The sequence below is a fragment of the Halalkalibacter nanhaiisediminis genome, from assembly GCF_007830185.1.
Taxonomy (GTDB): Bacteria; Bacillota; Bacilli; order Bacillales; family Bacillaceae_D; genus Halalkalibacter; species Halalkalibacter nanhaiisediminis.
Genome location: NZ_VLKZ01000006.1, coordinates 18,539 through 39,963, shown reverse-complemented (window position 1 = coordinate 39,963; position 21,425 = coordinate 18,539). Strand labels below are relative to the sequence as shown.

The window sequence follows — 21,425 nt, the reverse complement described above, 5'->3', positions numbered from 1 at the left end:
GAGACCGTCTAAAATAAACTCTATGTGTCTTTTAAAGCAGGCTTGCTTGGGAATAAGACAGTGAAATGGATGGATTGAGAGGTTTTATACATGATGAAATTAAGAGAACTATTGCAACCATTACGTTTTGAAAAGATCATTACAAATGATAATCCAGAAGTGACCTCACTAGAGATGGATTCAAGGCAAGTGAAAGAAGGGACGGTCTTCTTTTGCGTAAAAGGTTATACAGTAGATGGACATGATTATGCAAAACAGGCAGAAGAGCGAGGTGCTGTTGCGATAATCGCTGAACGACCACTTCCTGTTTCGATACCTGTTATCGTTGTATCAGATACGAAGCGAGCAATGGCAAAGCTTGCATGCCACTTTTATCAAAATCCTACAGAAAAAATGCATGTAATTGGTGTTACTGGTACGAATGGCAAAACGACAGTTACTCATCTGCTTGAGAAGATCATGCAAGGTGCTTCCAAGAAAACAGGATTAATTGGAACGATGTACACAAAGATTGGTGAGGAAAAATATGAAACAAGAAATACGACGCCTGAGTCTCTGACGTTACAACATCTTTTTAAGCTTATGGTTGATGCTGGTGTTGAGTGTTCCATGATGGAAGTGTCTTCCCATGCCCTTCATCAAGGAAGAGTACGCGGCTGTGATTTTGATGTGGCTGTCTTTACAAATTTAACTCCTGACCATCTGGATTATCATGATTCAATTGAGGCCTATTTATATGCAAAAGGATTACTGTTTGCACAGATGGGAAATACATTTCGAGATAAAGTGGCTGTATTAAATGTGGATGATCCTGCTTCGCTAGAACTCTCGCGGATGACAACTGCAGATGTCGTTACGTACGGCATAACAGGGCAAGCGGATGTTATGGCAACAAATATCGAAATGAATGCTGCAGGGACGACTTTTACTTTATCTGCTTTTGGTGAGGAAGTTACGATCTCAATGCATTTAATTGGAATGTTTAGTGTTTATAATGCTTTGGCAGCTGCCACGGCAGCTCTTGTTTCAGGTGTGTCATTAGAGGGTATTAAGAATAGTCTGGAACTTGTTAAAGGAGTAGCTGGTCGTTTTGAGACGGTAGACTCAGGCCAAAATTTTACTGTTATTGTTGATTATGCCCATACATCGGATAGCTTAGAAAATGTGTTGAAAACCATTACTGGCTTTGCCAAAAAGAGAATTTTCGCAGTTGTAGGATGCGGAGGAGATCGTGACCGAACGAAGCGCCCTGTGATGGCACGCATTGCAACTAAATATGCAGATCTCGCTATCTTCACATCTGATAATCCACGTTCAGAAGATCCTCAACAAATTATCAAAGAGATGGTAGCCGGTGTAGAAGATGGAAAGTATGAAGTGATAGTCGATCGAGAAATGGCCATTAAAAAGGCTGTAAATAACGCGGAATCAGGTGATATCATTATTATTGCTGGAAAAGGGCATGAAACATACCAAATCCTTAATGATAAGACGATTCATTTTGATGACCGAAAAGTTGCAAGTCAAGCGATAAAGGAGCGATTGACATCATGTTAAATTCTTTATTATTAGCTGAATTAACAGAATCAATTAGGCTACCAGAGAATGCTCCTAAGCCTTTTACTGCTGTGTCAACAGATACTAGAAAAATAACAAAAGATGCCTTGTTCGTTCCTTTAATCGGGGATCGCTTCAATGGTCATGATTTTCTTAATGCTGCAGTGAGTTCAGGAGCATCTGCTGCAATATGGCAAGTTGGTCAGCCGTTGCCTAAAGAATTGCCTAACGATTTTCAGCTCTATTTTGTAAAGGATACGCTTGCTGCCTTGCAGCAAATGGCAAAAACTTATCGACAACTAGTTAATCCGATTGTGATCGCTGTAACTGGTAGTAATGGAAAAACAACGACAAAAGATTTATTGTCGGCTGTTCTTTCCTTACATGGAGAAACATATAAAACACAGGGGAACTATAACAATCATATTGGATTACCATTAACAATCCTTTCTATGCCGTCATCAACTGAATATCTCATTCTTGAAATGGGGATGAGTGGCTACCGGGAAATTGCTTTATTAAGTCGATTAGCGACACCAGATGAGGCCATTGTAACAAATATTGGTGAGTCGCATATGGAGCAACTTGGCAGTCGCGAGGGTATTGCTAAAGCGAAGATGGAAATACGGGAAGGACTTAAGGACGGAGGCTCGGTCATTCTTGATGGAGATGAACAGCTTCTCATTTCTTATCGTAATGAAGAGACCTTCACTGTCGGTTTTTCAAATGATTGTAATGCTGTCGTTTCATTTATTCAGCCTAGTGAAACAGGCTATTCTTTTACATATGAGTCTGCCGGCCGATTTGAGATTCCGTTACTTGGATTGCATAACGTAAAAAACGCAGCCTATTGTATCGCTGTTGCTAAAAAATTAGGATTATCAGATGAATTAATTCGTCAAGGACTAGACACAGTTTCGCTTACGGGCATGCGGTTAGAACGTCAACTTGGTAAAAGAGGCGAAACGATTATTAATGATGCCTATAATGCAAGTCCGACTTCGATGATTGCTGCGATTGAAACATTAAAAGCTCTTCCTCATTTTAAAAAGCGTATTGCTGTCCTTGGTGATATGTTTGAATTAGGTCAAAATGAAGAAGCAATGCACAGAAATGTTGTTCAAGCGATTTCTGCGCCATTAACTCACCTTGTTTGCGTTGGTGAAAAAGCACAATGGATTGCGGATGAATGGAATAAAAGCGCGAATCAAACGATTGCGATGTATGCAACTACTTCTAAAAGTGATGCAGCAGCATATTTGCAGGCGATTGTTGACGAGCGATCTGCTGTGTTATTTAAAGCATCTCGTGGAATGAAGCTTGAAGAAATTATTCAAAACTATCAGTTCAATGAAAGGAGGAATGATTAGTGGTGCTAGAGCGTACGTTACTTCTTACACTCATTTTATCATTTATCATTGCTGTCATTCTTTCACCACTCTTTATTCCATTTTTAAGAAGGCTTAAATTCGGACAGAGTATACGTGAAGAAGGACCCAAATCTCATCAAAAGAAAAGTGGCACCCCGACAATGGGTGGTATTGTCATTGTCTTATCGATTTTAATCACATCTTTATTTATTTCATTACAGCTTCTTTCCTTTAGCCCAGAAATCCTGTTACTTCTTTTAGTGACTGTTGGATTTGGGTTAGTTGGCTTCCTTGATGATTATATTAAAGTTGTAAAGAAACGGAATCTTGGTCTGACCTCTAAACAAAAATTAGTGGGTCAGCTTGTTATTTCAATTTTATTTTATATTGGCCTTATTCAGATGGATTTTTCGACAGAGGTTTCCATTCCAGCAACATCTTTTTCGATTGATTTCGGTTGGTTTTACCTCCCTCTAATCATTATTATGCTTGTTGGCGCATCAAATGCTGTAAATCTTACCGATGGATTAGATGGCCTATTAGCTGGAACAGGGGCTATTGCCTTCGGAGCATTTGCTGTACTTGCTTGGCATGCTGAATTTATCGATGTGTCGATTTTCAGTGCGGCAGTAGTTGGAGCAGTTCTTGGTTTTCTCGTCTTCAATGCTCATCCTGCTAAAGTGTTTATGGGAGATACAGGATCACTTGCTTTAGGTGGAGCCATTGCAGCCATTGCAATTATGACGAAAATGGAAATATTACTAATCATAATTGGCGGAGTCTTTGTTATCGAAACATTATCAGTAATTATTCAAGTTATTTCTTTTAAAACAAGAGGAAAGCGCGTATTCAAGATGAGTCCTCTTCATCATCATTATGAATTATCAGGATGGTCAGAATGGCGCGTAGTTGTAACATTTTGGTTTATAGGAATGATTTTAGCTATCATTGGAATCTATATAGAGGTGTGGATGTAAATGAAGTCAGGCGAACAGTTTAACGGAAAGAAAGTTCTAGTATTAGGAATGGCTAAAAGTGGTGAAGCGGCTGCGAGACTACTGCATAGGCTTGGAGCTACTGTCATAGTAAATGATGCGTTGCCGTACGAGGGGAACCGCCAAGCACAAGAGCTTGAAAAACTAGGTATTCAAGTGATCTGCGGTCATCATCCCATTGAATTATTAGATGAATCCTTTGATTATGTCGTGAAGAATCCTGGGATTCCGTATTCGAATCCAATTGTCGAGGGAGCGCTTAAACAAGGATTAGTTGTCGTGACTGAAATTGAGCTTGCTTCAATGTTAAGTGAGGCCGAGATTATCGCCATTACCGGTTCAAACGGTAAAACGACGACAACAACTCTCATTTATGAGATGTTAAAAGACGGTATCCTTCAGCCCTTAATTGCTGGTAATATTGGAACGGTTGCTTGCGAAGTTGCTGAGAATGCAACTGAAAATCATGTAATGGTCTTAGAAGTTTCTAGCTTCCAATTACTAGGTACAGAGCAATTTAGACCTAAAGTAAGTGTCCTTTTAAATATCTTTGATGCTCATCTCGACTATCATGGTACGAAAGATGAGTATGTCGAAGCAAAAGCAAAAATAACAGCGAATCAGCAAAAAGATGATATCTTGATTTTTAATACTGATGATAAGTTCGTTTCACAAATAGCTTCAAAAAGTAAGGCGACAACGATTCCTTTCTCTGCTAACCAGCGCTTAACGGAAGGACTTTTTATCGAAAATGAGACCATTTATTTTAATAAACAGCCGATCATTCAAACAAGTGAGATTGTATTACCAGGAGCTCATAATCTTGAAAACATATTAGCAGCTATTGGAGCTGCAATCACTATGGGGGCGAAACAAGAGAGAATTAAAGATGTCCTGATGACGTTTAGTGGGGTTGAGCATCGATTACAGTTCATTTTAGACTTTAATGGCAGACGTTTTTATAACGATTCAAAAGCTACAAATATTCTTGCCTCTAAAAAAGCTTTAGAAGCATTTGATCAGCCAATCGTACTACTTGCTGGAGGATTAGACAGAGGTAACAATTTTGATGATTTACGTGCGTCTTTAAAAAATGTTCATACACTTGTTACTTTCGGCCAAACAAAAGATAAATTGACAAAAGTAGCAAAAGAAGCTGGAGTAAAGTCAATTATTGTTGCAGATTTGATGGAGGATGCCGTTCAAAAAGCATTCGATCAATCTAATGAAGGTGATGTTATTTTGTTATCTCCTGCATGTGCGAGCTGGGATCAGTATAAAACATTTGAAGAGCGCGGTGAACGATTTATAAATGCGGTTCAAAAATTAAGCACTATTTAATGAAATATTTAAGGTCTGTCCAATTAAAGGACAGGCCTTTTCTTTGTAGAAGCTGGTTAGCTCCTAGTTGGGGAGGGAAAATATGAACTGCTCATTTTAGGTTGAAAGCGTAGTTTCTTGACAGTTTTAGATAGGTTAAAAGATAGAGTGGTGGACATGTTTTCAACTTGTTGAGCATACGTTTAAGGTGAGGGATTATAAAAATTGTGCTCATTACTTAAATCGTGTTAGATTGAGGTGTTTGAAATGCCGAAGACAAAAGCAGCACCGGATTATGTGTTAATGTTTGCGACCCTTACGTTGTTAGTAGTCGGACTTATTATGGTTTATAGTGCGAGTGCGGCATGGGCAAGCTATCGTTTTGATGACTCTTTTTTCTTTGCGAAGCGCCAATTATTTTTTGCGGGTGTTGGTGTGGTCGCGATGCTATTTATTATGAGAGTTGATTACTGGACATGGAGAACATGGGCTAAGCTTATTTTGATTATTTGTTTTCTCTTGTTAGTGATTGTACTCATTCCAGGTGTGGGGCTGGTTCGAGGTGGGGCAAGGAGTTGGTTAGGAATTGGTGCATTCTCGATTCAGCCTTCTGAATTTATGAAAATGGCGATGATTGCGTTTTTGGCAAAGTACTTATCTGAAAATCAAAAAAAGATTGTTTCATTTAAAAAAGGTCTCCTCCCTTCTTTATCACTTGTGATGTTCGCTTTTGGTATGATTATGATGCAGCCAGATTTAGGGACGGGTGCGGTAATGGTTGGTACTTGTGTTGTAATGATTTTTGTCTCAGGAGCTCGCTTAAGTCATTTTGTTTGGTTAGGGATGGTTGGTTTAATCGGTTTGATTGGACTAATTGCCTCAGCTCCTTATCGTATTAAACGCATTTCCTCTTTTCTGGACCCATGGTCTGATCCGCTAGGAAGTGGTTTCCAAATTATTCAATCTCTTTATGCGATAGGGCCAGGTGGATTAATGGGGATGGGACTTGGGGAAAGCAGACAAAAATATTTCTATCTACCTGAGCCTCAAACAGATTTTATTTTTGCGATATTGTCTGAAGAACTAGGGTTTATTGGTGGATTTATGGTATTGATCTTATTTGGAATTTTGTTGTGGAGAGGCATTCGCATTGCTTTAGGAGCACCAGATTTATTTGGAAGTTTCTTGGCGGTAGGTATTATTTCGATGGTCGCTATTCAAGTCATGATTAACATTGGGGTTGTTACAGGGCTTATGCCTGTTACGGGAATTACCCTTCCACTTCTCAGTTATGGTGGTTCTTCTTTAACGTTAATGCTCGTCTCGCTTGGTGTATTGCTAAATATTAGTCGATATACACGGTTTTAACCCTCAATTTTTTCTGAGGGTTTTTCTGATAAATTAGCTTTTATCACTTCTTGTAAGAAGGTGTCAAAAAATCTTTGACAAGTAAATGCTTGAAACACAAAAAATAACACATGTTTCGTGTATAATACGAGTTCTGTTCATGATAAAATGGTGGTAATCAACTTTTTTGGAGGATATCAATGAGAGTAGTTGTTAGTGGTGGTGGAACAGGCGGCCATATTTATCCCGCCTTATCGTTAATTAAAGAGATTAAACAGCAAGATCCAAGTGCGGAGATTTTGTATATAGGGACAAAACGCGGTCTTGAAAGTGATATTATTCCAAGGGAAGGTATTCCATTTGAAACCATTGATATTTCAGGTTTTAAACGTAAGCTATCAGTCGAGAATGTGAAAACAATCATTCGCTTCTTCAAAGGAACGGCTCGTGCAAAAAAACTGCTTAATTCTTTTAAGCCTGATGTTGTAATAGGTACAGGTGGATATGTTTGTGGACCAGTTGTATATGCGGCTGCTAAGTTAAAGATTCCGACAGTCGTACATGAACAAAATAGTGTTCCTGGACTAACGAATAAATTTCTAAGTCAGTATGTGGATCGAGTCGCTATTTGCTTTGAGGAGGCGAAGCGTTATTTTCCTGAACAGAAGGTTGTCTTTACAGGAAATCCACGTGCATCAGAAGTGTTACACGTAAACTCTAAAGCAGGTAAGCAGTCACTTAATCTTGATCCGATGAAGAAGACGGTTCTTATTGTCGGGGGCAGTAGAGGAGCACGTCCGATAAACGAGGCATTTCATTCAGTCATAAGTGAATTTGGAAAAAAACATTATCAAGTTGTGTATGTGACTGGAGCTGTTCATTATGATGCTGTTATGGAGGCTGTAAAGGACCAGAAGCCAAATAATGTCATTATTAAGCCGTTCATACACAATATGCCTGACGTTTTGGCAGCAGTTGATTTGATTGTCGCTCGAGCAGGAGCAACAACTCTTGCAGAGATAACAGCACTTGGTCTACCGAGTATTTTGATACCGAGTCCTTACGTGACAAATAATCATCAAGAAAAAAATGCTGAAGCTCTGCGTGTAAACGGGGCAGCACTCGTTCTGCGAGAACAAGAAATGTCAGGTCAAACATTGCTTGAAGAAATTGATCGAATTTTTTCTGTTGAGGAGAAATGGGAAGAAATGAAAAAATCTGCTAAGGAATTGGGTGTTCCTAAAGCAGCTTTGAATCTTTATCAAGTGCTTAAAGATGTTTCACGCTAAATGGGCATAAGTATAAAATAGAAAAAGAATATAGAGTAGTTTGAAGGATGAAATGAGGGAAGATAGTATGAAACAATTTATTGAAGCAATGAAGAAAGAAAAAGTAGGGATCATAAAAGAAAACGAACCTCTTTCTAATCATACAACGTGGAAAATTGGGGGCCCAGCAGATGTTCTGCTCGAACCAAGTAGTGTTGAAGATTTAAAACGTGTGATGGAATTGATTGATCTATATCAAGTGCCTTGGAGAGTAATCGGTAGAGGTTCAAATTTATTAGTGGCAGATGGTGGAATTGAAGGAGCTGTCATTAAATTAGGAAAAGGAATCGACGACCTTGAGATAAAAGATGAGATCGTTCGGGTAGGCGGAGGGTATCCACTGATCAAGCTAGCAACAGTCATAAGCCGTGAAGGACTATCAGGATTAGAGTTTGCTGGAGGTATACCTGGGTCTGTAGGAGGCGCTGTTTTTATGAATGCAGGAGCCCATGGTTCAGATATATCCAACATTTTAAAAGAAGCACTTGTCCTTTATCCTAATGGACGATTAGAATGGATTTCAGCAAAAGATATGGAATTCTCTTATCGTACTTCACGATTACAGAAAGAAGAAGGGATTTGTGTAGAGGCGATATTTCAATTAAAGCGAGGGCAAAAAGAAGAGATTGTCTCTCATATGCAAGCAAACAAGGATTATCGTCGTGAATCGCAGCCTTGGAAGTATCCAACTTGTGGGAGTGTATTTCGTAATCCTTTACCTAACCATGCTGGAAAGTTGATTGAAACAGCTGGTCTAAAAGGCTATCAAATCGGTGGGGCGCAAATTTCGCTGATGCATGCAAACTTTATTGTAAATATTGATCATGCAAAAGCTCAAGATGTCATTGATTTAATTTCTCACGTGAAAGAGACGATAAAAGAGAAATACAATGTAGATATGGAAGCAGAAGTTGAAATGATAGGTAGGACGAACGAAAACATTTAATACACCTCTATTCTTTTATGGAATATGCTACAATCATATCAAATTAATTGCTCGCAACATGAGGTTGTGGCGAACCTACATGAACGTGGGCAATCTTATTTTTAAGTTGTCTTATCTAGAATATTTGCCGGGGGAGTAACTATGAGCAAGGACAAGGTTGTTACAATACATGAGAGAATACCGTCGCTAAAAGATCAGCGTAAACAGCGTGCTAATCGGCGTTTGCTGTTTTTTTTATCTTTCTTTTTCTTGTTACTCTTACTTATGGTTTATTTTCAATCCCCATTAAGTCACGTAAGAAATATTACTGTTAGCGGAACTCACTTTTTGTCAGAAGAAGAAGTGATTAAATATAGTCAAATGAATGACGGTATGAGTATATGGAATATTAACCGAGAAGAAATTAAAAGTCGATTATTAAACCATAGTGAAATTGCAGAAGTAACGATTGAACGACGGTTGCCAAGTACCATTCATTTAATCATTGAAGAACACGCAAGAATTGGCTATTTGTATCGTGATGATAAGTATTATCCCATACTTGAAACGGGTCAATATTTAAATGAATTACCACGTCATCAGTTTCCTTCTGATGCTCCGTTATTAATCGATTTTAATGAGGGTGATGCGTTAGCTGAATTATCAGCAGAATTACAAAAAGTACCCAATCATTTAATCGAGAGAATCTCAGAAATTTTTTATGAACCGACCGAGAGTGATCCTTTATCGATCATTTTGTTCATGACTGATGGAGTGGAAGTTCACACGTCAATAAAAGGATTTTCTGAAAATATGGCTCCTTATCCATCAATTGCGAGAGAGCTGGAAGACCGTAAAGAAGGGATTCTTCATATGAGAATGAGTCCTTATTTTGAGGAGTTTAATGGTGAGGAGGAGGAAGATAACAGTGAAGGTGAAGGGTAAACATATCATTCTATCCTTCGTCTTGCTTGTAACGGGGTTTATCTTAGCGCTTAGTTACGAATTGACGAATGAAAGTCGCGCAACGCTTATGCCTGGTTTTGAGCGTCAGTGGGAGTATGAAGATGAATTAAGAAATCAAATGATTTTGGAACAATCAGCTAATCGAGAGTTACAAGATGATTTGCGACTTTATCAGGCTCAGCTAAGGGAGCTTGAGAATAGCTTAGCTTCAATTGATGCAGAACAAGAGGTGAAGACACAGAATTTGCTCGAGGATCTGGAGCGGCTAAGAAAAATTGTTGGACAAGTCCAAGTGAAGGGACCTGGAATAGAAGTGTCATTGGAAGATGCCTCTTATCTACCAGACGGAGCTAATCCAAATAATTATATTGTTCATGAGTTTCATATTCAAAGTGTCGTACACGAATTATTCGTTGCTGGAGCTGAAGCCATTGCGATTAATGGCTATCGCCTTACTTATCAATCGTACATTCAGTGTGTAGGTCCTGTCATTAGTGTTGATGGAAATACATCTTCTGCACCGTTTGTTATAACGGCTATTGGTGATTCTGATCACTTAGAAGCTGCATTATCTTTATATGGCGGTGTTAAAGATCAGCTTTTGAATGATGAAATCAGTGTACGTATACAGAAAAAAGAATCGATTTTACTAGACCCTCATTTGGCAGAGACAGGGTGATTGTATGGATAAGAAGTGGATTTTTACATTTATTACATTTGTGATTGGTTTTATGTTAGCGATTCAATTTCACACAACTCAAGAACCTGTCATTAGTGATACGCGAGATATTCGAGAGTTACGAAGAGAGTTAGTAGCAGAGCAAGAACGAAGACAGCAATTAAATGCTGAAATTGAAAAAGTACAGACCGTACTTGCGCAATATGAACAGACAATTGACAGTCGCGAAGACGACATATCTGTTGTGCTAACAAAGCAAATAGAAGAGCTGAGAATGGAGGCTGGTCTGGAAGAAAAAGCTGGTGAAGGATTAGTCATTACGATTGATTCGATTTATAATGATCAATTCTTTGGGCAAGTGAGAAGAACGCCTCCTGCTGATGTATTTCGCTATTTAGTAAATGAATTAAACATTTATGGTGCTGACGACATTGCTGTGGGAGATGAGCGGATTATTTCAACTTCAGCTTTTCGTGATGTAAATCAAATTACCCATTTAAATAGCCGTCGACTGCCTCCGCTTCCAATCCAAGTGAAAGTTCTTTCTGAAAAGGCTGAGACTCTCCAAAATCAAATGGTTGTATCAGAGTCGGTTGAGTTCTTTGAATTAGATGGATTTTCAATTTCGTTCGAGCTGGTCGATGAATTGGAATTGCCAGCTTACGACCAAACACCACGTGTACGCTATATGGAAGAAGTGAAGGAGGGGTAATCAAAATATGTGGTTACCAATAATAGGACTGTTAATAGGGATTTTATTAGGACTTATGACCGAATTTCGAGTCCCTGCCGAATATACAAGTTATTTGTCGATTGCTGTACTTGCGGCTTTAGACACATTGTTTGGAGGGATACGGGCTTATTTACAAGAGACGTTTGACTCAAATGTCTTTGTTACAGGGTTTTTCTTTAATATTCTATTAGCTGCAGGTTTGGCTTTTCTAGGTGTGCATCTTGGTGTAGACTTATATTTAGCAGCAATCTTTGCTTTTGGAGTTCGTTTGTTTAACAATATTGCAGTGATTCGTCGAATGTTGCTAACGAAATGGCAAACGAAACATCATAATAACAGTTAAGAAATGAAGTGGATCGAAATTAGCTAACAATGAAAACAAAAAAATAAGAAAATCAGTGATTTTAAAAGGAAAACAGAGTTCCGTGTTGAATTAGTCTAGTATCTATGAAATTGAGTAAAGTTTAGATGATTTTAGGAAATGAAATTTGTGGTGAATAAAATCGACGAAACATGATTGATTACATGAGGAGGTGCCATAGATTGAACAGCAATGAGATTTACGTAAGTTTAGACATCGGTACATCCAATGTCAGAGTGATAATTGGAGAAATGTCAAATGGAACGATGAATATTATCGGAGTTGGGAATGCCAAGTCTGATGGAATAAAGAAAGGCTCTATTGTAGATATAGACGAGACCGTTCAGTCGATTCGAAGAGCGGTGGATCAAGCTGAACGGATGGTAGGTCTTTCCATTAAGCAAGTGATTGTTGGGATTAATGGGAATCACGTTCAGCTTCAGCCTTGTCATGGTGTGGTTGCAGTTTCAAGCTCTGATAGAGAAATAGGCGATGAGGATATTAAAAGAGTCATTGATGCGGCACAAGTGGTTTCGATTCCACCTGAACGGGAAATTATTGATGTGATACCGAAACAATTCATCGTCGATGGTCTTGATGAAATTAATGACCCTCGTGGTATGATTGGTGTAAGACTTGAGATGGAAGGTATGATAATCACTGGGTCAAAAACCATTCTACATAATCTCCTTCGATGTGTTGAGAGAGCGGGTTTACAAATTGCAGATATTTGTTTACAACCCTTAGCAACTGGATCTGTAGCCATCTCAAAAGATGAGAAAAGTTTGGGTGTTTGTTTGGTTGATATTGGAGGAGGATCGGTGACGATTTCCGTATTTGAGCAAGGGACATTACAAGCGACTTCAGTCTTACCTGTTGGTGGAGAGCATATTACAAATGATATTGCAATTGGCTTGCGTATATCTTCAGAAGAAGCAGAACGAATCAAGCTCAAGCATGGTCATTCATATATTGATGATGCTTCAGAGGAAGAGCGTTTTAACATTGCAACAATTGGTCGAGCAGAGGCCGATGAATGCTCTCAATATGAGCTTGCTCATATCATTGAGCCTAGGGTGGAGGAAATGTTTGAGTTGATTTACAGAGAGGTCAATCGTTTAGGTTATCGCGATTTTCCAAGTGGGTATGTATTAACTGGTGGAACAGTAATGATCCCAGGTGTGTTAGAATTAGCAAGTGAGCTCTTACAAGGAAATGTTCGAGTGGCTATTCCAGATTATTTAGGAGTGAGAGAGCCACAGTACACAACAGGTGTAGGACTTATCCAATTTGCTTATAAAAATGTTAAAGTGCAAGGGAAAGAAGTGGCTGCTTCTGTTAGTTCAGCTGATGCCTCTTCTGAACCAAAGCGGGAACGAAATGACAATTCTGCAAATCGTTCTGATGAAAAGCCGAAAACAAAAGGAAAAGTGAAAAACTGGTTTAAAGTCTTTTTTGAATAGTTATGAGATGGGTATACAGTCTGATTAGGGGGACCTTACATGTTAGAGTTCGAAATGGATATGGATCAATTAGCGCAAATTAAAGTAATAGGTGTTGGCGGCGGCGGTAGTAATGCTGTGAATCGAATGATCGAAAATGGTTTACAAGGTGTGGAGTTTATTGCTGTTAATACGGATGCACAAGCTCTCCATCTTTCGAAAGCTGAAGCAAAGCTTCAACTTGGAGGGAAACTAACTCGAGGACTCGGAGCAGGTGCGAATCCTGATATAGGAAAAAAAGCAGCTGAGGAAAGCAGAGAGCAGCTTGAAGAAGTTTTACAAGGTGCAGATATGGTTTTCATCACTGCAGGAATGGGCGGAGGTACAGGGACAGGTGCCGCGCCAGTTATCGCTGAGGTCGCAAAGGAACTCGGTGCACTAACAGTAGGCGTTGTTACGCGTCCATTTACATTTGAAGGTCGTAAACGTGCGACTCAAGCAGCTTCAGGTATTGCTGCATTAAAAGAAAAAGTTGATACACTAATCGTCATTCCAAATGATCGTTTATTAGAAATTGTAGATAAGAACACACCAATGCTTGAAGCGTTTAGAGAAGCAGATAATGTATTACGTCAAGGTGTACAAGGTATTTCAGATTTAATTGCTGTTCCTGGATTGATTAACTTAGACTTCGCTGATGTAAAGACGATTATGAGTGAAAAAGGTTCAGCATTAATGGGTATCGGAATTGCTACAGGAGAAAATCGTGCGGCAGAGGCAGCGAAAAAAGCGATTTCCAGTCCATTACTTGAAACATCTGTTGATGGTGCCCAAGGCGTGCTTATGAATATTACAGGTGGTTCTAACTTATCTTTATACGAAGTTCATGAAGCAGCAGAAATTGTTTCAGCTGCATCTGATGCGGAAGTGAATATGATTTTCGGTTCAGTCATTAATGAGAACCTTAAAGACGAGATTGTTGTCACAGTCATTGCAACTGGCTTTGATGATACAGAAACAAAAACACAACGTTCAACTCAAAAATCAATAAAAAATCAAGCTCCTGTTCAAGAAGAACAACCAAAAGAAAATCGGTTTGCTCAACCAGCTCAACCAGTTCAGCAAACTTCAGAACCAACAGATACGCTTGATATTCCAACATTTTTAAGAAATAGACGAAACCGTAATCGTTAAGGTTATTACATTTGGAACATGTCTTTTACTCATTAAGTAAAAGGCATGTTTTTTTTGTGCAATTATTTCCGGCAATTATTTCCTAGATTAAAAGAGTGACAATATTTCTAATAATCTCTTAAAATAACCAGTTTACCTTTGTCATGAAGCGACAGACTTCTTAATAGAATCTGATATATACTTGTTTCAAATCAATGGATGGTGTGAGACCAAATATGACCTTATATATCGATGTAATTTGGTTTTTGAACCTTTGTATTGACTATTTGCTTCTTGCTTTAACAGCAATTGTGTTAAAAAGGCGTTTTCAACATGTTCGTATGATCTTAGGCGCTTTATTTGCATCTTTAATTGTTTTTTTTCTTTTTAGCTCCTATGCATCACTTTTTTATCAACCTTGGGTGAAATTGTTATACTCTGCCATTATTGTATGGATTGCGTTTGGTTTTAGACGGATGAGTTACTATTTACAAGGTTTACTTATGTTCTACTTTGTTACTTTTATGACAGGAGGCGGATTATTTGCTCTCCATTATTTCTGGCAGACAGATGTAGGCATTCTGAATGGAATGACTGTGTCGAATAAAGGTTATTTTGGCAGTGGCATAAGTTGGGTGTTTGTTATAATCGGTTTTCCTCTTATTTGGTGGTTTTCGAAGAAGCGTTTTGAAACAATGGAGTGGAAACAAGTCCAATATGACCAGCTTGTTGACGTTGATATTACTGTTGCTGGATACACGTTTAAAACAAGAGGGTTAGTCGATAGTGGGAATCAATTAACTGACCCAATTTCAAAAAAGCCAGTTATGATTATTGAGGCGAAGCTTTTATATCCTTATTTTAATCAACAAGCTGTCGAACATATTATGACATTTCATGAAGGAGCTTCAGAAGAACATGCGGATGAACGTTTAGTTGAGCGAGCATGTATTATCCCTTATCGTGTCATAGGCCAGTCTACTCCGTTTTTAAGTGGTATTAGGCCTGATAGCATTGTGATCTATCAACAAGAGAATCGTTATGAGACAACGAACGTCATTTTAGGTTTACAGGATAGAGAATTGTCGGCTGATGGAGTGTTTAGAAGTATTGTACATCCGAAGCTAGTGCTTGGTGGAACAACTCAAAAAGCTAGTATAATTCTATGACTAGGAGGCACAACATGTTCAAGCTAAAAGCGACATTATTATGGTATAAAATGATGTATCGACTCGGAATGAAAGCGGATGAAATTTATTACATAGGAGGAAGTGAAGCATTGCCTCCTCCTCTTTCAAAAGAAGAAGAAGCGGTTCTTTTAAAAAAACTGCCTTCTGGTGATAAAGCAGTAAGATCCATGTTAATTGAGCGCAACTTAAGGTTAGTTGTCTATATTGCTCGGAAGTTTGAGAACACGGGTATTAATATTGAAGATTTAATCAGCATTGGTACCATCGGACTTATAAAGGCAGTGAACACGTTTAATCCTGAGAAAAAAATTAAATTAGCTACTTATGCTTCAAGATGTATTGAAAATGAAATTTTAATGTATCTTAGACGAAATAATAAAACACGTTCAGAAGTATCCTTTGATGAACCGCTAAATATTGATTGGGATGGCAACGAATTGCTTCTATCAGATGTCTTAGGTACAGAGGAAGACATAATAACAAAGGGAATTGAAGAAAAAGTTGATCGTAAGCTGTTAGTGAAAGCTCTTTATACACTAAATGATCGTGAAAAACAAATTATGGAGCTTCGTTTTGGACTAGCTGGTGGAGAAGAAAAAACGCAAAAAGATGTAGCGGATTTGCTTGGAATTTCGCAGTCCTATATCTCTCGGTTAGAGAAAAGAATTATTAAACGATTGCAAAAAGAATTCAATAAAATGGTTTAAAAAAAGTTCATATAAATTTTCGTTGTCATGACGTGCACGAGCCTTGTTGATCGATTTTTTGCGACAAGGCTCGTGCATATTTCCCCCTGCAAAGGAGATACTTTACAAGACATCATCTCCCGCGATAGGAGGGAAAGAATTGACACGAAACAAAGTAGAAATCTGCGGTGTGGATACATCAAAATTACCTGTCTTGAAGAACACAGAAATGCGTCAGTTATTCGAGAGATTACAAAGTGGTGAAACAAGTGCAAGGGAGACGCTTGTCAATGGTAATTTGCGTCTCGTTCTTAGCGTCATTCAACGATTTAATAATCGTGGAGAATTTGTTGATGACCTGTTTCAAGTAGGTTGTATTGGTTTAATGAAATCGATTGATAATTTTGATTTGGGGCAAAATGTAAAGTTCTCTACATATGCCGTACCGATGATTATTGGTGAGATCCGACGCTATTTGCGAGATAATAATCCAATTCGGGTTTCTCGCTCCTTACGAGATATTGCATATAAAGCTTTGCAAGTTCGTGATCAACTTATGGCGGAAAAGAAACGAGAAAAAGAACCAACTGTTCAAGAAATCGCAAAAGTATTGGATATTCCGAAAGAGGATGTTGTTTTCGCGCTTGATGCTATTCAAGACCCTGTATCTTTATTTGAACCGATTTATAACGACGGTGGGGATCCAATCTTTGTTATGGATCAAATTAGTGATGAGCGAAATAAAGATGTCAATTGGGTTGAAGAAATTGCCTTAAAGGAAGCAATGATTCGATTAAATGACCGTGAAAAGATGATTCTTAATATGAGATTCTTTCAAGGGAAAACGCAAATGGAGGTTGCTGATGAAATTGGCATTTCACAAGCACAAGTCTCACGTCTAGAAAAAGCAGCAATCCAACAAATGAATAAGCACGCTCAAATTTAATTTTACTTGCATTTTAAAGGCAACGAAGCGATATTAGCTTCGTTGCCTTTTTCTGCTGTATCGCTCATAAATACGATAGTCCTTCGCATATAGTAGACAAATGGATCCTATCACAAGAGGTGAAAACACATGATGAAAATATCGGAACTACAAGTAAAAGATATCGTGAATATGGATAATGGGAAGCGCCTAGGACACTTAACAGATTTAGAGATTAACTTATCAACAGGTCAAATTGAGGCGTTAATCATTAATAGTTCAGGAAAGATGATGGGTCTGTTTGGGAAAGAATCAGAAGAAGTATTTATTCCATGGAAAAATATTATTCGAATCGGATCTGATGTCATATTAGTTGAAGTACCTAGTGCATATCAAAGGAAAACTTTGCAATTTGAACAAACTAAGGCAATAAGAAAGCGATGAATGGGAAGAAAGTCGTTTCTTGTAATGATCATCCTATGATAAAATATAGCGAGTAGAATATTATCTTTTTTTGTATGAATAACGAAATGAGGTAGAGGAGGGATTATCTTGGAACCATTCGTTCAAAAGCATAATAGATATTTAGACATTGAGCAGTGGCAGCAAGCTGTCCCTCAGCTTATTGCTGGATTTTCAACAAGACAGGATGGTTATAGTGATGCACCATTTTATAGCTTAAACGTCGGCTTCCATGTAGGAGACGACAAAGAGCAGGTAAAAGCTAATAGAGCTTTACTAGCTCATGATATCGGGTTTCCACTTACAAGCTGGGTTGGTTCAGAGCAAGTTCATGAAGCGACAATTCGTAAGGTATTTACAGATGATGCTGGAAAAGGAGCGGACTGTCTGGAAACAGCACTATCTAGCATAGATGGTATATATACAAATGAGCGGAATCTGTTGCTGACAAGTTTATATGCCGATTGTGTGCCGCTCTATTTCATGGCTCCGACTTATGGATTTATTGGACTTGCCCATGCTGGGTGGCGTGGCACAGTTAAGAGAATTGGCCCTGCGATGCTGCAGCATTGGATTAAAGAAGAAAGCATATCCCTTTCTGATATTAGGGTTGCTATTGGACCATGTATTAGTCAAACTGCATATGAAGTGGACGAAATGGTTATTACTGCTGTTAATCAGTGTTTAACCGATGAAATGAAGAGACCTTACATAAATCAAGGAAATGGTTCATTTTTACTTGATTTACGTGAATTAAATAAGCAATTCCTATTATCAGAAGGCTTGTTAGAAGAACAGATTCTTGTGTCTTCAATTTGTACAGCCACTGATAAAAGAATGTTTTCACATCGTGCTGAAGGTGGGAAAACAGGAAGAATGATGAGTTTTATTGGATTACGTGAATAGGAAGTGGTGAAGACATCGTGTCAGTAAAGGAAAATCTTGCTAAGATTCAAGCTGATATTAATGAAATTTGCGGGAGAGTCGGGCGCAATCCAAAAGAGATCAATATCGTAGCTGTTACAAAATATGTTAGCTTAGAAACGACTGAAGCGGCCCTTAATGCTGGCCTCTCCCACATTGGTGAAAACCGAGCAGAAGCTGCTGTTCAAAAATGGCACGCACTTCAGAATAGAGGAATTTGGCATTTTATCGGATCCCTGCAAACAAGAAAAGTGAAAGAAATAACTGGGAAATTTGACTATCTTCACTCACTTGATCGCTTGTCACTTGCAAAAGAGGTGGACAAGCGCTTAGGAGATGGACAAGTAATGAAATGTTTTGTACAAGTGAATGTTTCTAAAGAAGAGTCGAAGTCTGGTCTATCTCCTGCGGAAGTCATTCCATTTATAAAAGAGCTTGTGGAGTATAAGGGTATTCAAGTTGTTGGGTTGATGACAATGGCTCCTTTTTATAAAGATCCTGAGCAGACAAGACCAGTTTTTCAAAAACTTCGTGAATTAAGAGACGATGTACACTCATTAAAGTTAGAACATGCACCGTGTACAGAATTGTCAATGGGAATGTCTAATGATTACGGCATTGCTGTTGAAGAGGGAGCAACATTTATTAGAATCGGTTCTGCGCTAGTTGGAAGAGAATAACGAATTTTTGAGAGGGGAATGAGAATGGGAATGAAATCAAAATTTAAACGTTTCTTTGAGCTAGAAGACGAAGTTCAAGAAGTTGAAGAAGTAGTAGAAGATCAGTTTGAGGATCAAGATGCAGAGCCGAAAAGTCGTTCTCGTAGTAAACAGAAAAAAGAACATTCATCTCAAAATGTCGTAAGTTTACAAAGTGTACAAAAAAGCTCTAAAGTGATTTTGCTTGAACCACGTACGTATGATGAAGCTCAAGATATTGCTGATCACCTAAAGGCTAGAAAAGCAGTGATTATTAATTTGCAGCGTATTTCTCATGATCAGGCAAAGCGTGTTGTCGATTTTTTAAGTGGAACCGTGTATGCTATTGGAGGAGATATTCAAAAGCTAGGTTCTAATATCTTTCTTTGTACTCCTGATAATGTGGATGTGTCAGGAACAATAACGGAAATGATGCAAGAGCATTTTCAATCATAGTTCGTCGTAAAAGGTGGTGAGTATTAATGCAAACAATTGGATTGCTTCTTTATAATGTTTTGTATATTTATTCTTTTTTCATCATTGGTTATATTCTGCTCTCATGGTTTCCAAATGCGCGTGAATCGTCACTTGGTCAGTTTTTAGGTAGAATTGTTGAGCCGTATTTGGAGCCATTTCGTAAATTTATTCCACCGCTAGGCATGATCGATTTATCCCCGATTGTCGCGATTATTGTCTTGCGTTTAGCAAGTGGTGGCGTAGCTGCTCTATTTGGTCTTTAAGTTAGAATGGAGTGAAAGATCATTAGTATTTATCAACATTTCCGAGAAGAAGAACGGCCATTCGTAGATCAAGTTATTGAATGGCAAGAAGATGTTAAACTTCGTCATCGCGATCGCTTGTCTGATTTTCTTGACCCTAGGCAACAGGAAATAGTTAAAATTATTATCGGACATGATGATGAGGTGAACCTCTCTTTTTCGGGAGGTTCAAACTATGCAGAGCGTCGTCGTGTGCGACTAACGCCTCCGTATTTAGAAACAACGGAAGAGGATTTTCAGCTTACGCTTTTTTCTATTGATTATCCAGCGAAGTTTGTTTCGTTAGAGCATCGTGATGTGTTAGGTGCTTTAATGAATCTTGGTTTAAAACGAGAAAAATTCGGTGATATTTTTATTCGTGATGGAATCGCTCAAATGGTAACGGCAACAGAAATAGCCGATTATGTGGAATTTAACGTTCAAACAATCGGTAAGGCAACAGTTCGATTGCATAAAATTCCATTATCTGAGCATGTTAAGCCTGTGGAAGAGTGGGAAGAGTTTGCCGCAACAGTTTCTTCTTTGAGACTTGATGTGGTCCTCGCACAAATTTATAAGCTTTCCCGATCGAAGGTTGTGCCATATATTGAAAAAGGGTTAGTCAAAGTAAACTGGAAAATAGCAGATCAGCCAGCTTTTATGTTAGCAGAAGGCGATTACATATCGGTTCGCAAATTTGGACGAGCACATATTATAGCTATTGAAGGTAGGACGAAGAAAGAAAAACTTCGTTTGCGCTATCGACGAATGATCTAAGAAAAAGTCGAATAAAAAACAGGTTTCCAAAACTTAATGTCGAATTAATCATAATTGTGAAATCTAAAATAAGAAATGTTCAAAATCAATTTAATGATAACTCGGAGGTGGCTATTGTGCCTTTAACCCCTTTAGACATTCATAACAAGGAATTCACTCGTGGATTTCGAGGTTATGACGAAGATGAGGTCAATGAGTTTTTAGACCAGATTATAAAGGATTATGAAGCTGTTCTTCGTGAAAAGAAAGACTTATTTGATCGAGTAACTGATCTTGATGAAAAGCTTGAGCACTTTAAGAATATTGAAGAGACATTAAATAAATCGATTTTAATTGCTCAAGAGTCAGCGGAGGAAGTTCGTAGAAATGCGCAAAAAGAAGCTCAGCTAATTGTGAAAGAAGCTGAGAAAAATGCTGATCGCATTATTAACGATGCTCTTTCAAAGTCACGTAAGGTGATGATGGAGATGGAAGAGTTAAAAAAACAAGCATCTGTTTATAAGATGCGTTTTAAAATGCTAATTGAAGCACAGTTAGAAATGCTAAAAACAGAAGATTGGGACGTTGTCGCTTCGGATCATGAAGAGGATGTTTATGAGGAGCGTTAAGTAGCATTTTACTAAATTTGGTAACACTTTGGTAACACTTTTATAACATCTATTTTCTTGTCAAGATTCGTTTCGCTAAATTTTCTTGCACTTATGAATTAGCTGTCATATAATAAAATTCATTAATTGAATGTTGATACAGACGATGAGAGGGACTAGTACAATGTTTTAAACGTGCAAAGCGATTCAGGGGCGGTGTGA

The 21,425-nt window shown here is 38.3% G+C and carries 23 protein-coding genes and 1 other annotated feature (1 of these 24 cut by a window edge); all 23 genes read left to right on the top strand.

Going from position 1 to position 21,425, the window contains the following annotated elements; all coding sequences use genetic code 11:
• The first annotated feature begins 93 nt into the window (after positions 1-93).
• The 23 genes from IQ10_RS11390 (at position 94) to IQ10_RS11280 (ending at position 21,224) form a co-directional block, all read left to right on the top strand.
• On the top strand, positions 94-1,557 hold the full coding sequence (locus IQ10_RS11390) for a UDP-N-acetylmuramoyl-L-alanyl-D-glutamate--2,6-diaminopimelate ligase (protein ID WP_144450888.1): 1,464 nt from the start codon (positions 94-96) through the stop codon (positions 1,555-1,557).
• Positions 1,551-2,927, top strand: a complete 1,377-nt coding sequence (locus IQ10_RS11385; RefSeq protein ID WP_144450643.1) for a UDP-N-acetylmuramoyl-tripeptide--D-alanyl-D-alanine ligase — start codon at positions 1,551-1,553, stop codon at positions 2,925-2,927. The genes IQ10_RS11390 and IQ10_RS11385 overlap by 7 nt, the downstream gene beginning before the upstream one ends.
• A gap of 2 nt (positions 2,928-2,929) precedes the next feature.
• Positions 2,930-3,904 carry a phospho-N-acetylmuramoyl-pentapeptide-transferase gene (gene mraY, locus IQ10_RS11380; protein ID WP_144450887.1) on the top strand — a complete coding sequence of 325 codons (975 nt, stop codon included), beginning with the start codon at positions 2,930-2,932 and terminating at the stop codon, positions 3,902-3,904.
• A complete protein-coding gene (murD, locus tag IQ10_RS11375) occupies positions 3,905-5,263 on the top strand; it encodes a UDP-N-acetylmuramoyl-L-alanine--D-glutamate ligase (protein ID WP_144450642.1) in 1,359 nt (452 codons plus the stop codon).
• Between the two features lie 246 nt (positions 5,264-5,509).
• On the top strand, positions 5,510-6,610 hold the full coding sequence (gene spoVE, locus IQ10_RS11370; protein WP_144450641.1) for a stage V sporulation protein E: 1,101 nt from the start codon (positions 5,510-5,512) through the stop codon (positions 6,608-6,610).
• Between the two features lie 179 nt (positions 6,611-6,789).
• Positions 6,790-7,878: an undecaprenyldiphospho-muramoylpentapeptide beta-N-acetylglucosaminyltransferase gene (gene murG / locus IQ10_RS11365; RefSeq protein WP_144450640.1), complete on the top strand. Its 1,089-nt coding sequence runs from the start codon at positions 6,790-6,792 to the stop codon at positions 7,876-7,878.
• 67 nt (positions 7,879-7,945) lie between these two features.
• Positions 7,946-8,863, top strand: coding sequence for a UDP-N-acetylmuramate dehydrogenase (murB, locus tag IQ10_RS11360; protein WP_144450639.1), 918 nt, complete (start codon positions 7,946-7,948; stop codon positions 8,861-8,863).
• Positions 8,864-9,004: 141 nt separating this feature from the next.
• Complete coding sequence (locus IQ10_RS11355; RefSeq protein ID WP_144450638.1) at positions 9,005-9,787, top strand: cell division protein FtsQ/DivIB; 783 nt, start codon at positions 9,005-9,007, stop codon at positions 9,785-9,787.
• Positions 9,771-10,487, top strand: coding sequence for a DUF881 domain-containing protein (locus tag IQ10_RS11350; protein WP_144450637.1), 717 nt, complete (start codon positions 9,771-9,773; stop codon positions 10,485-10,487). Before IQ10_RS11355 ends, IQ10_RS11350 begins: the two co-directional genes overlap by 17 nt.
• A 4-nt stretch (positions 10,488-10,491) precedes the next feature.
• A complete protein-coding gene (locus IQ10_RS11345; protein ID WP_144450636.1) occupies positions 10,492-11,199 on the top strand; it encodes a DUF881 domain-containing protein in 708 nt (235 codons plus the stop codon).
• Between the two features lie 7 nt (positions 11,200-11,206).
• On the top strand, positions 11,207-11,563 hold the full coding sequence (locus tag IQ10_RS11340; protein ID WP_144450635.1) for a small basic family protein: 357 nt from the start codon (positions 11,207-11,209) through the stop codon (positions 11,561-11,563).
• A gap of 200 nt (positions 11,564-11,763) precedes the next feature.
• Positions 11,764-13,044, top strand: a complete 1,281-nt coding sequence (gene ftsA, locus IQ10_RS11335; RefSeq protein WP_144450634.1) for a cell division protein FtsA — start codon at positions 11,764-11,766, stop codon at positions 13,042-13,044.
• Between the two features lie 39 nt (positions 13,045-13,083).
• Positions 13,084-14,217, top strand: a complete 1,134-nt coding sequence (ftsZ, locus tag IQ10_RS11330) for a cell division protein FtsZ (RefSeq protein ID WP_144450633.1) — start codon at positions 13,084-13,086, stop codon at positions 14,215-14,217.
• Between the two features lie 215 nt (positions 14,218-14,432).
• A complete protein-coding gene (gene spoIIGA, locus IQ10_RS11325) occupies positions 14,433-15,365 on the top strand; it encodes a sigma-E processing peptidase SpoIIGA (RefSeq protein WP_144450632.1) in 933 nt (310 codons plus the stop codon).
• A 14-nt stretch (positions 15,366-15,379) separates the two neighbouring features.
• Complete coding sequence (gene sigE, locus IQ10_RS11320; RefSeq protein WP_144450631.1) at positions 15,380-16,093, top strand: RNA polymerase sporulation sigma factor SigE; 714 nt, start codon at positions 15,380-15,382, stop codon at positions 16,091-16,093.
• A 97-nt stretch (positions 16,094-16,190) separates the two neighbouring features.
• Positions 16,191-17,018, top strand: a complete 828-nt coding sequence (gene sigG, locus IQ10_RS11315) for an RNA polymerase sporulation sigma factor SigG (RefSeq protein WP_199757426.1) — start codon at positions 16,191-16,193, stop codon at positions 17,016-17,018.
• A gap of 129 nt (positions 17,019-17,147) precedes the next feature.
• A complete protein-coding gene (locus tag IQ10_RS11310) occupies positions 17,148-17,441 on the top strand; it encodes a YlmC/YmxH family sporulation protein (protein ID WP_144450629.1) in 294 nt (97 codons plus the stop codon).
• A 108-nt stretch (positions 17,442-17,549) separates the two neighbouring features.
• Positions 17,550-18,365 carry a peptidoglycan editing factor PgeF gene (gene pgeF / locus IQ10_RS11305; protein WP_144450628.1) on the top strand — a complete coding sequence of 272 codons (816 nt, stop codon included), beginning with the start codon at positions 17,550-17,552 and terminating at the stop codon, positions 18,363-18,365.
• A 17-nt stretch (positions 18,366-18,382) separates the two neighbouring features.
• On the top strand, positions 18,383-19,063 hold the full coding sequence (locus IQ10_RS11300) for a YggS family pyridoxal phosphate-dependent enzyme (protein ID WP_144450627.1): 681 nt from the start codon (positions 18,383-18,385) through the stop codon (positions 19,061-19,063).
• Between the two features lie 24 nt (positions 19,064-19,087).
• Positions 19,088-19,537 (top strand): cell division protein SepF, encoded by a 450-nt coding sequence (locus tag IQ10_RS11295; RefSeq protein ID WP_144450626.1) that lies wholly within the window; start codon positions 19,088-19,090, stop codon positions 19,535-19,537.
• 26 nt (positions 19,538-19,563) lie between these two features.
• Positions 19,564-19,821, top strand: coding sequence for a YggT family protein (locus IQ10_RS11290; protein ID WP_144450625.1), 258 nt, complete (start codon positions 19,564-19,566; stop codon positions 19,819-19,821).
• Between the two features lie 21 nt (positions 19,822-19,842).
• Positions 19,843-20,616, top strand: a complete 774-nt coding sequence (locus IQ10_RS11285; protein ID WP_144450624.1) for a YlmH family RNA-binding protein — start codon at positions 19,843-19,845, stop codon at positions 20,614-20,616.
• Positions 20,617-20,732: 116 nt separating this feature from the next.
• Entirely contained in the window at positions 20,733-21,224 is a 492-nt protein-coding gene (locus tag IQ10_RS11280; RefSeq protein WP_144450623.1) for a DivIVA domain-containing protein, read from the top strand.
• Positions 21,225-21,360: 136 nt separating this feature from the next.
• Positions 21,361-21,425 (top strand) — a binding site (T-box leader); it runs 154 nt beyond the window's last position.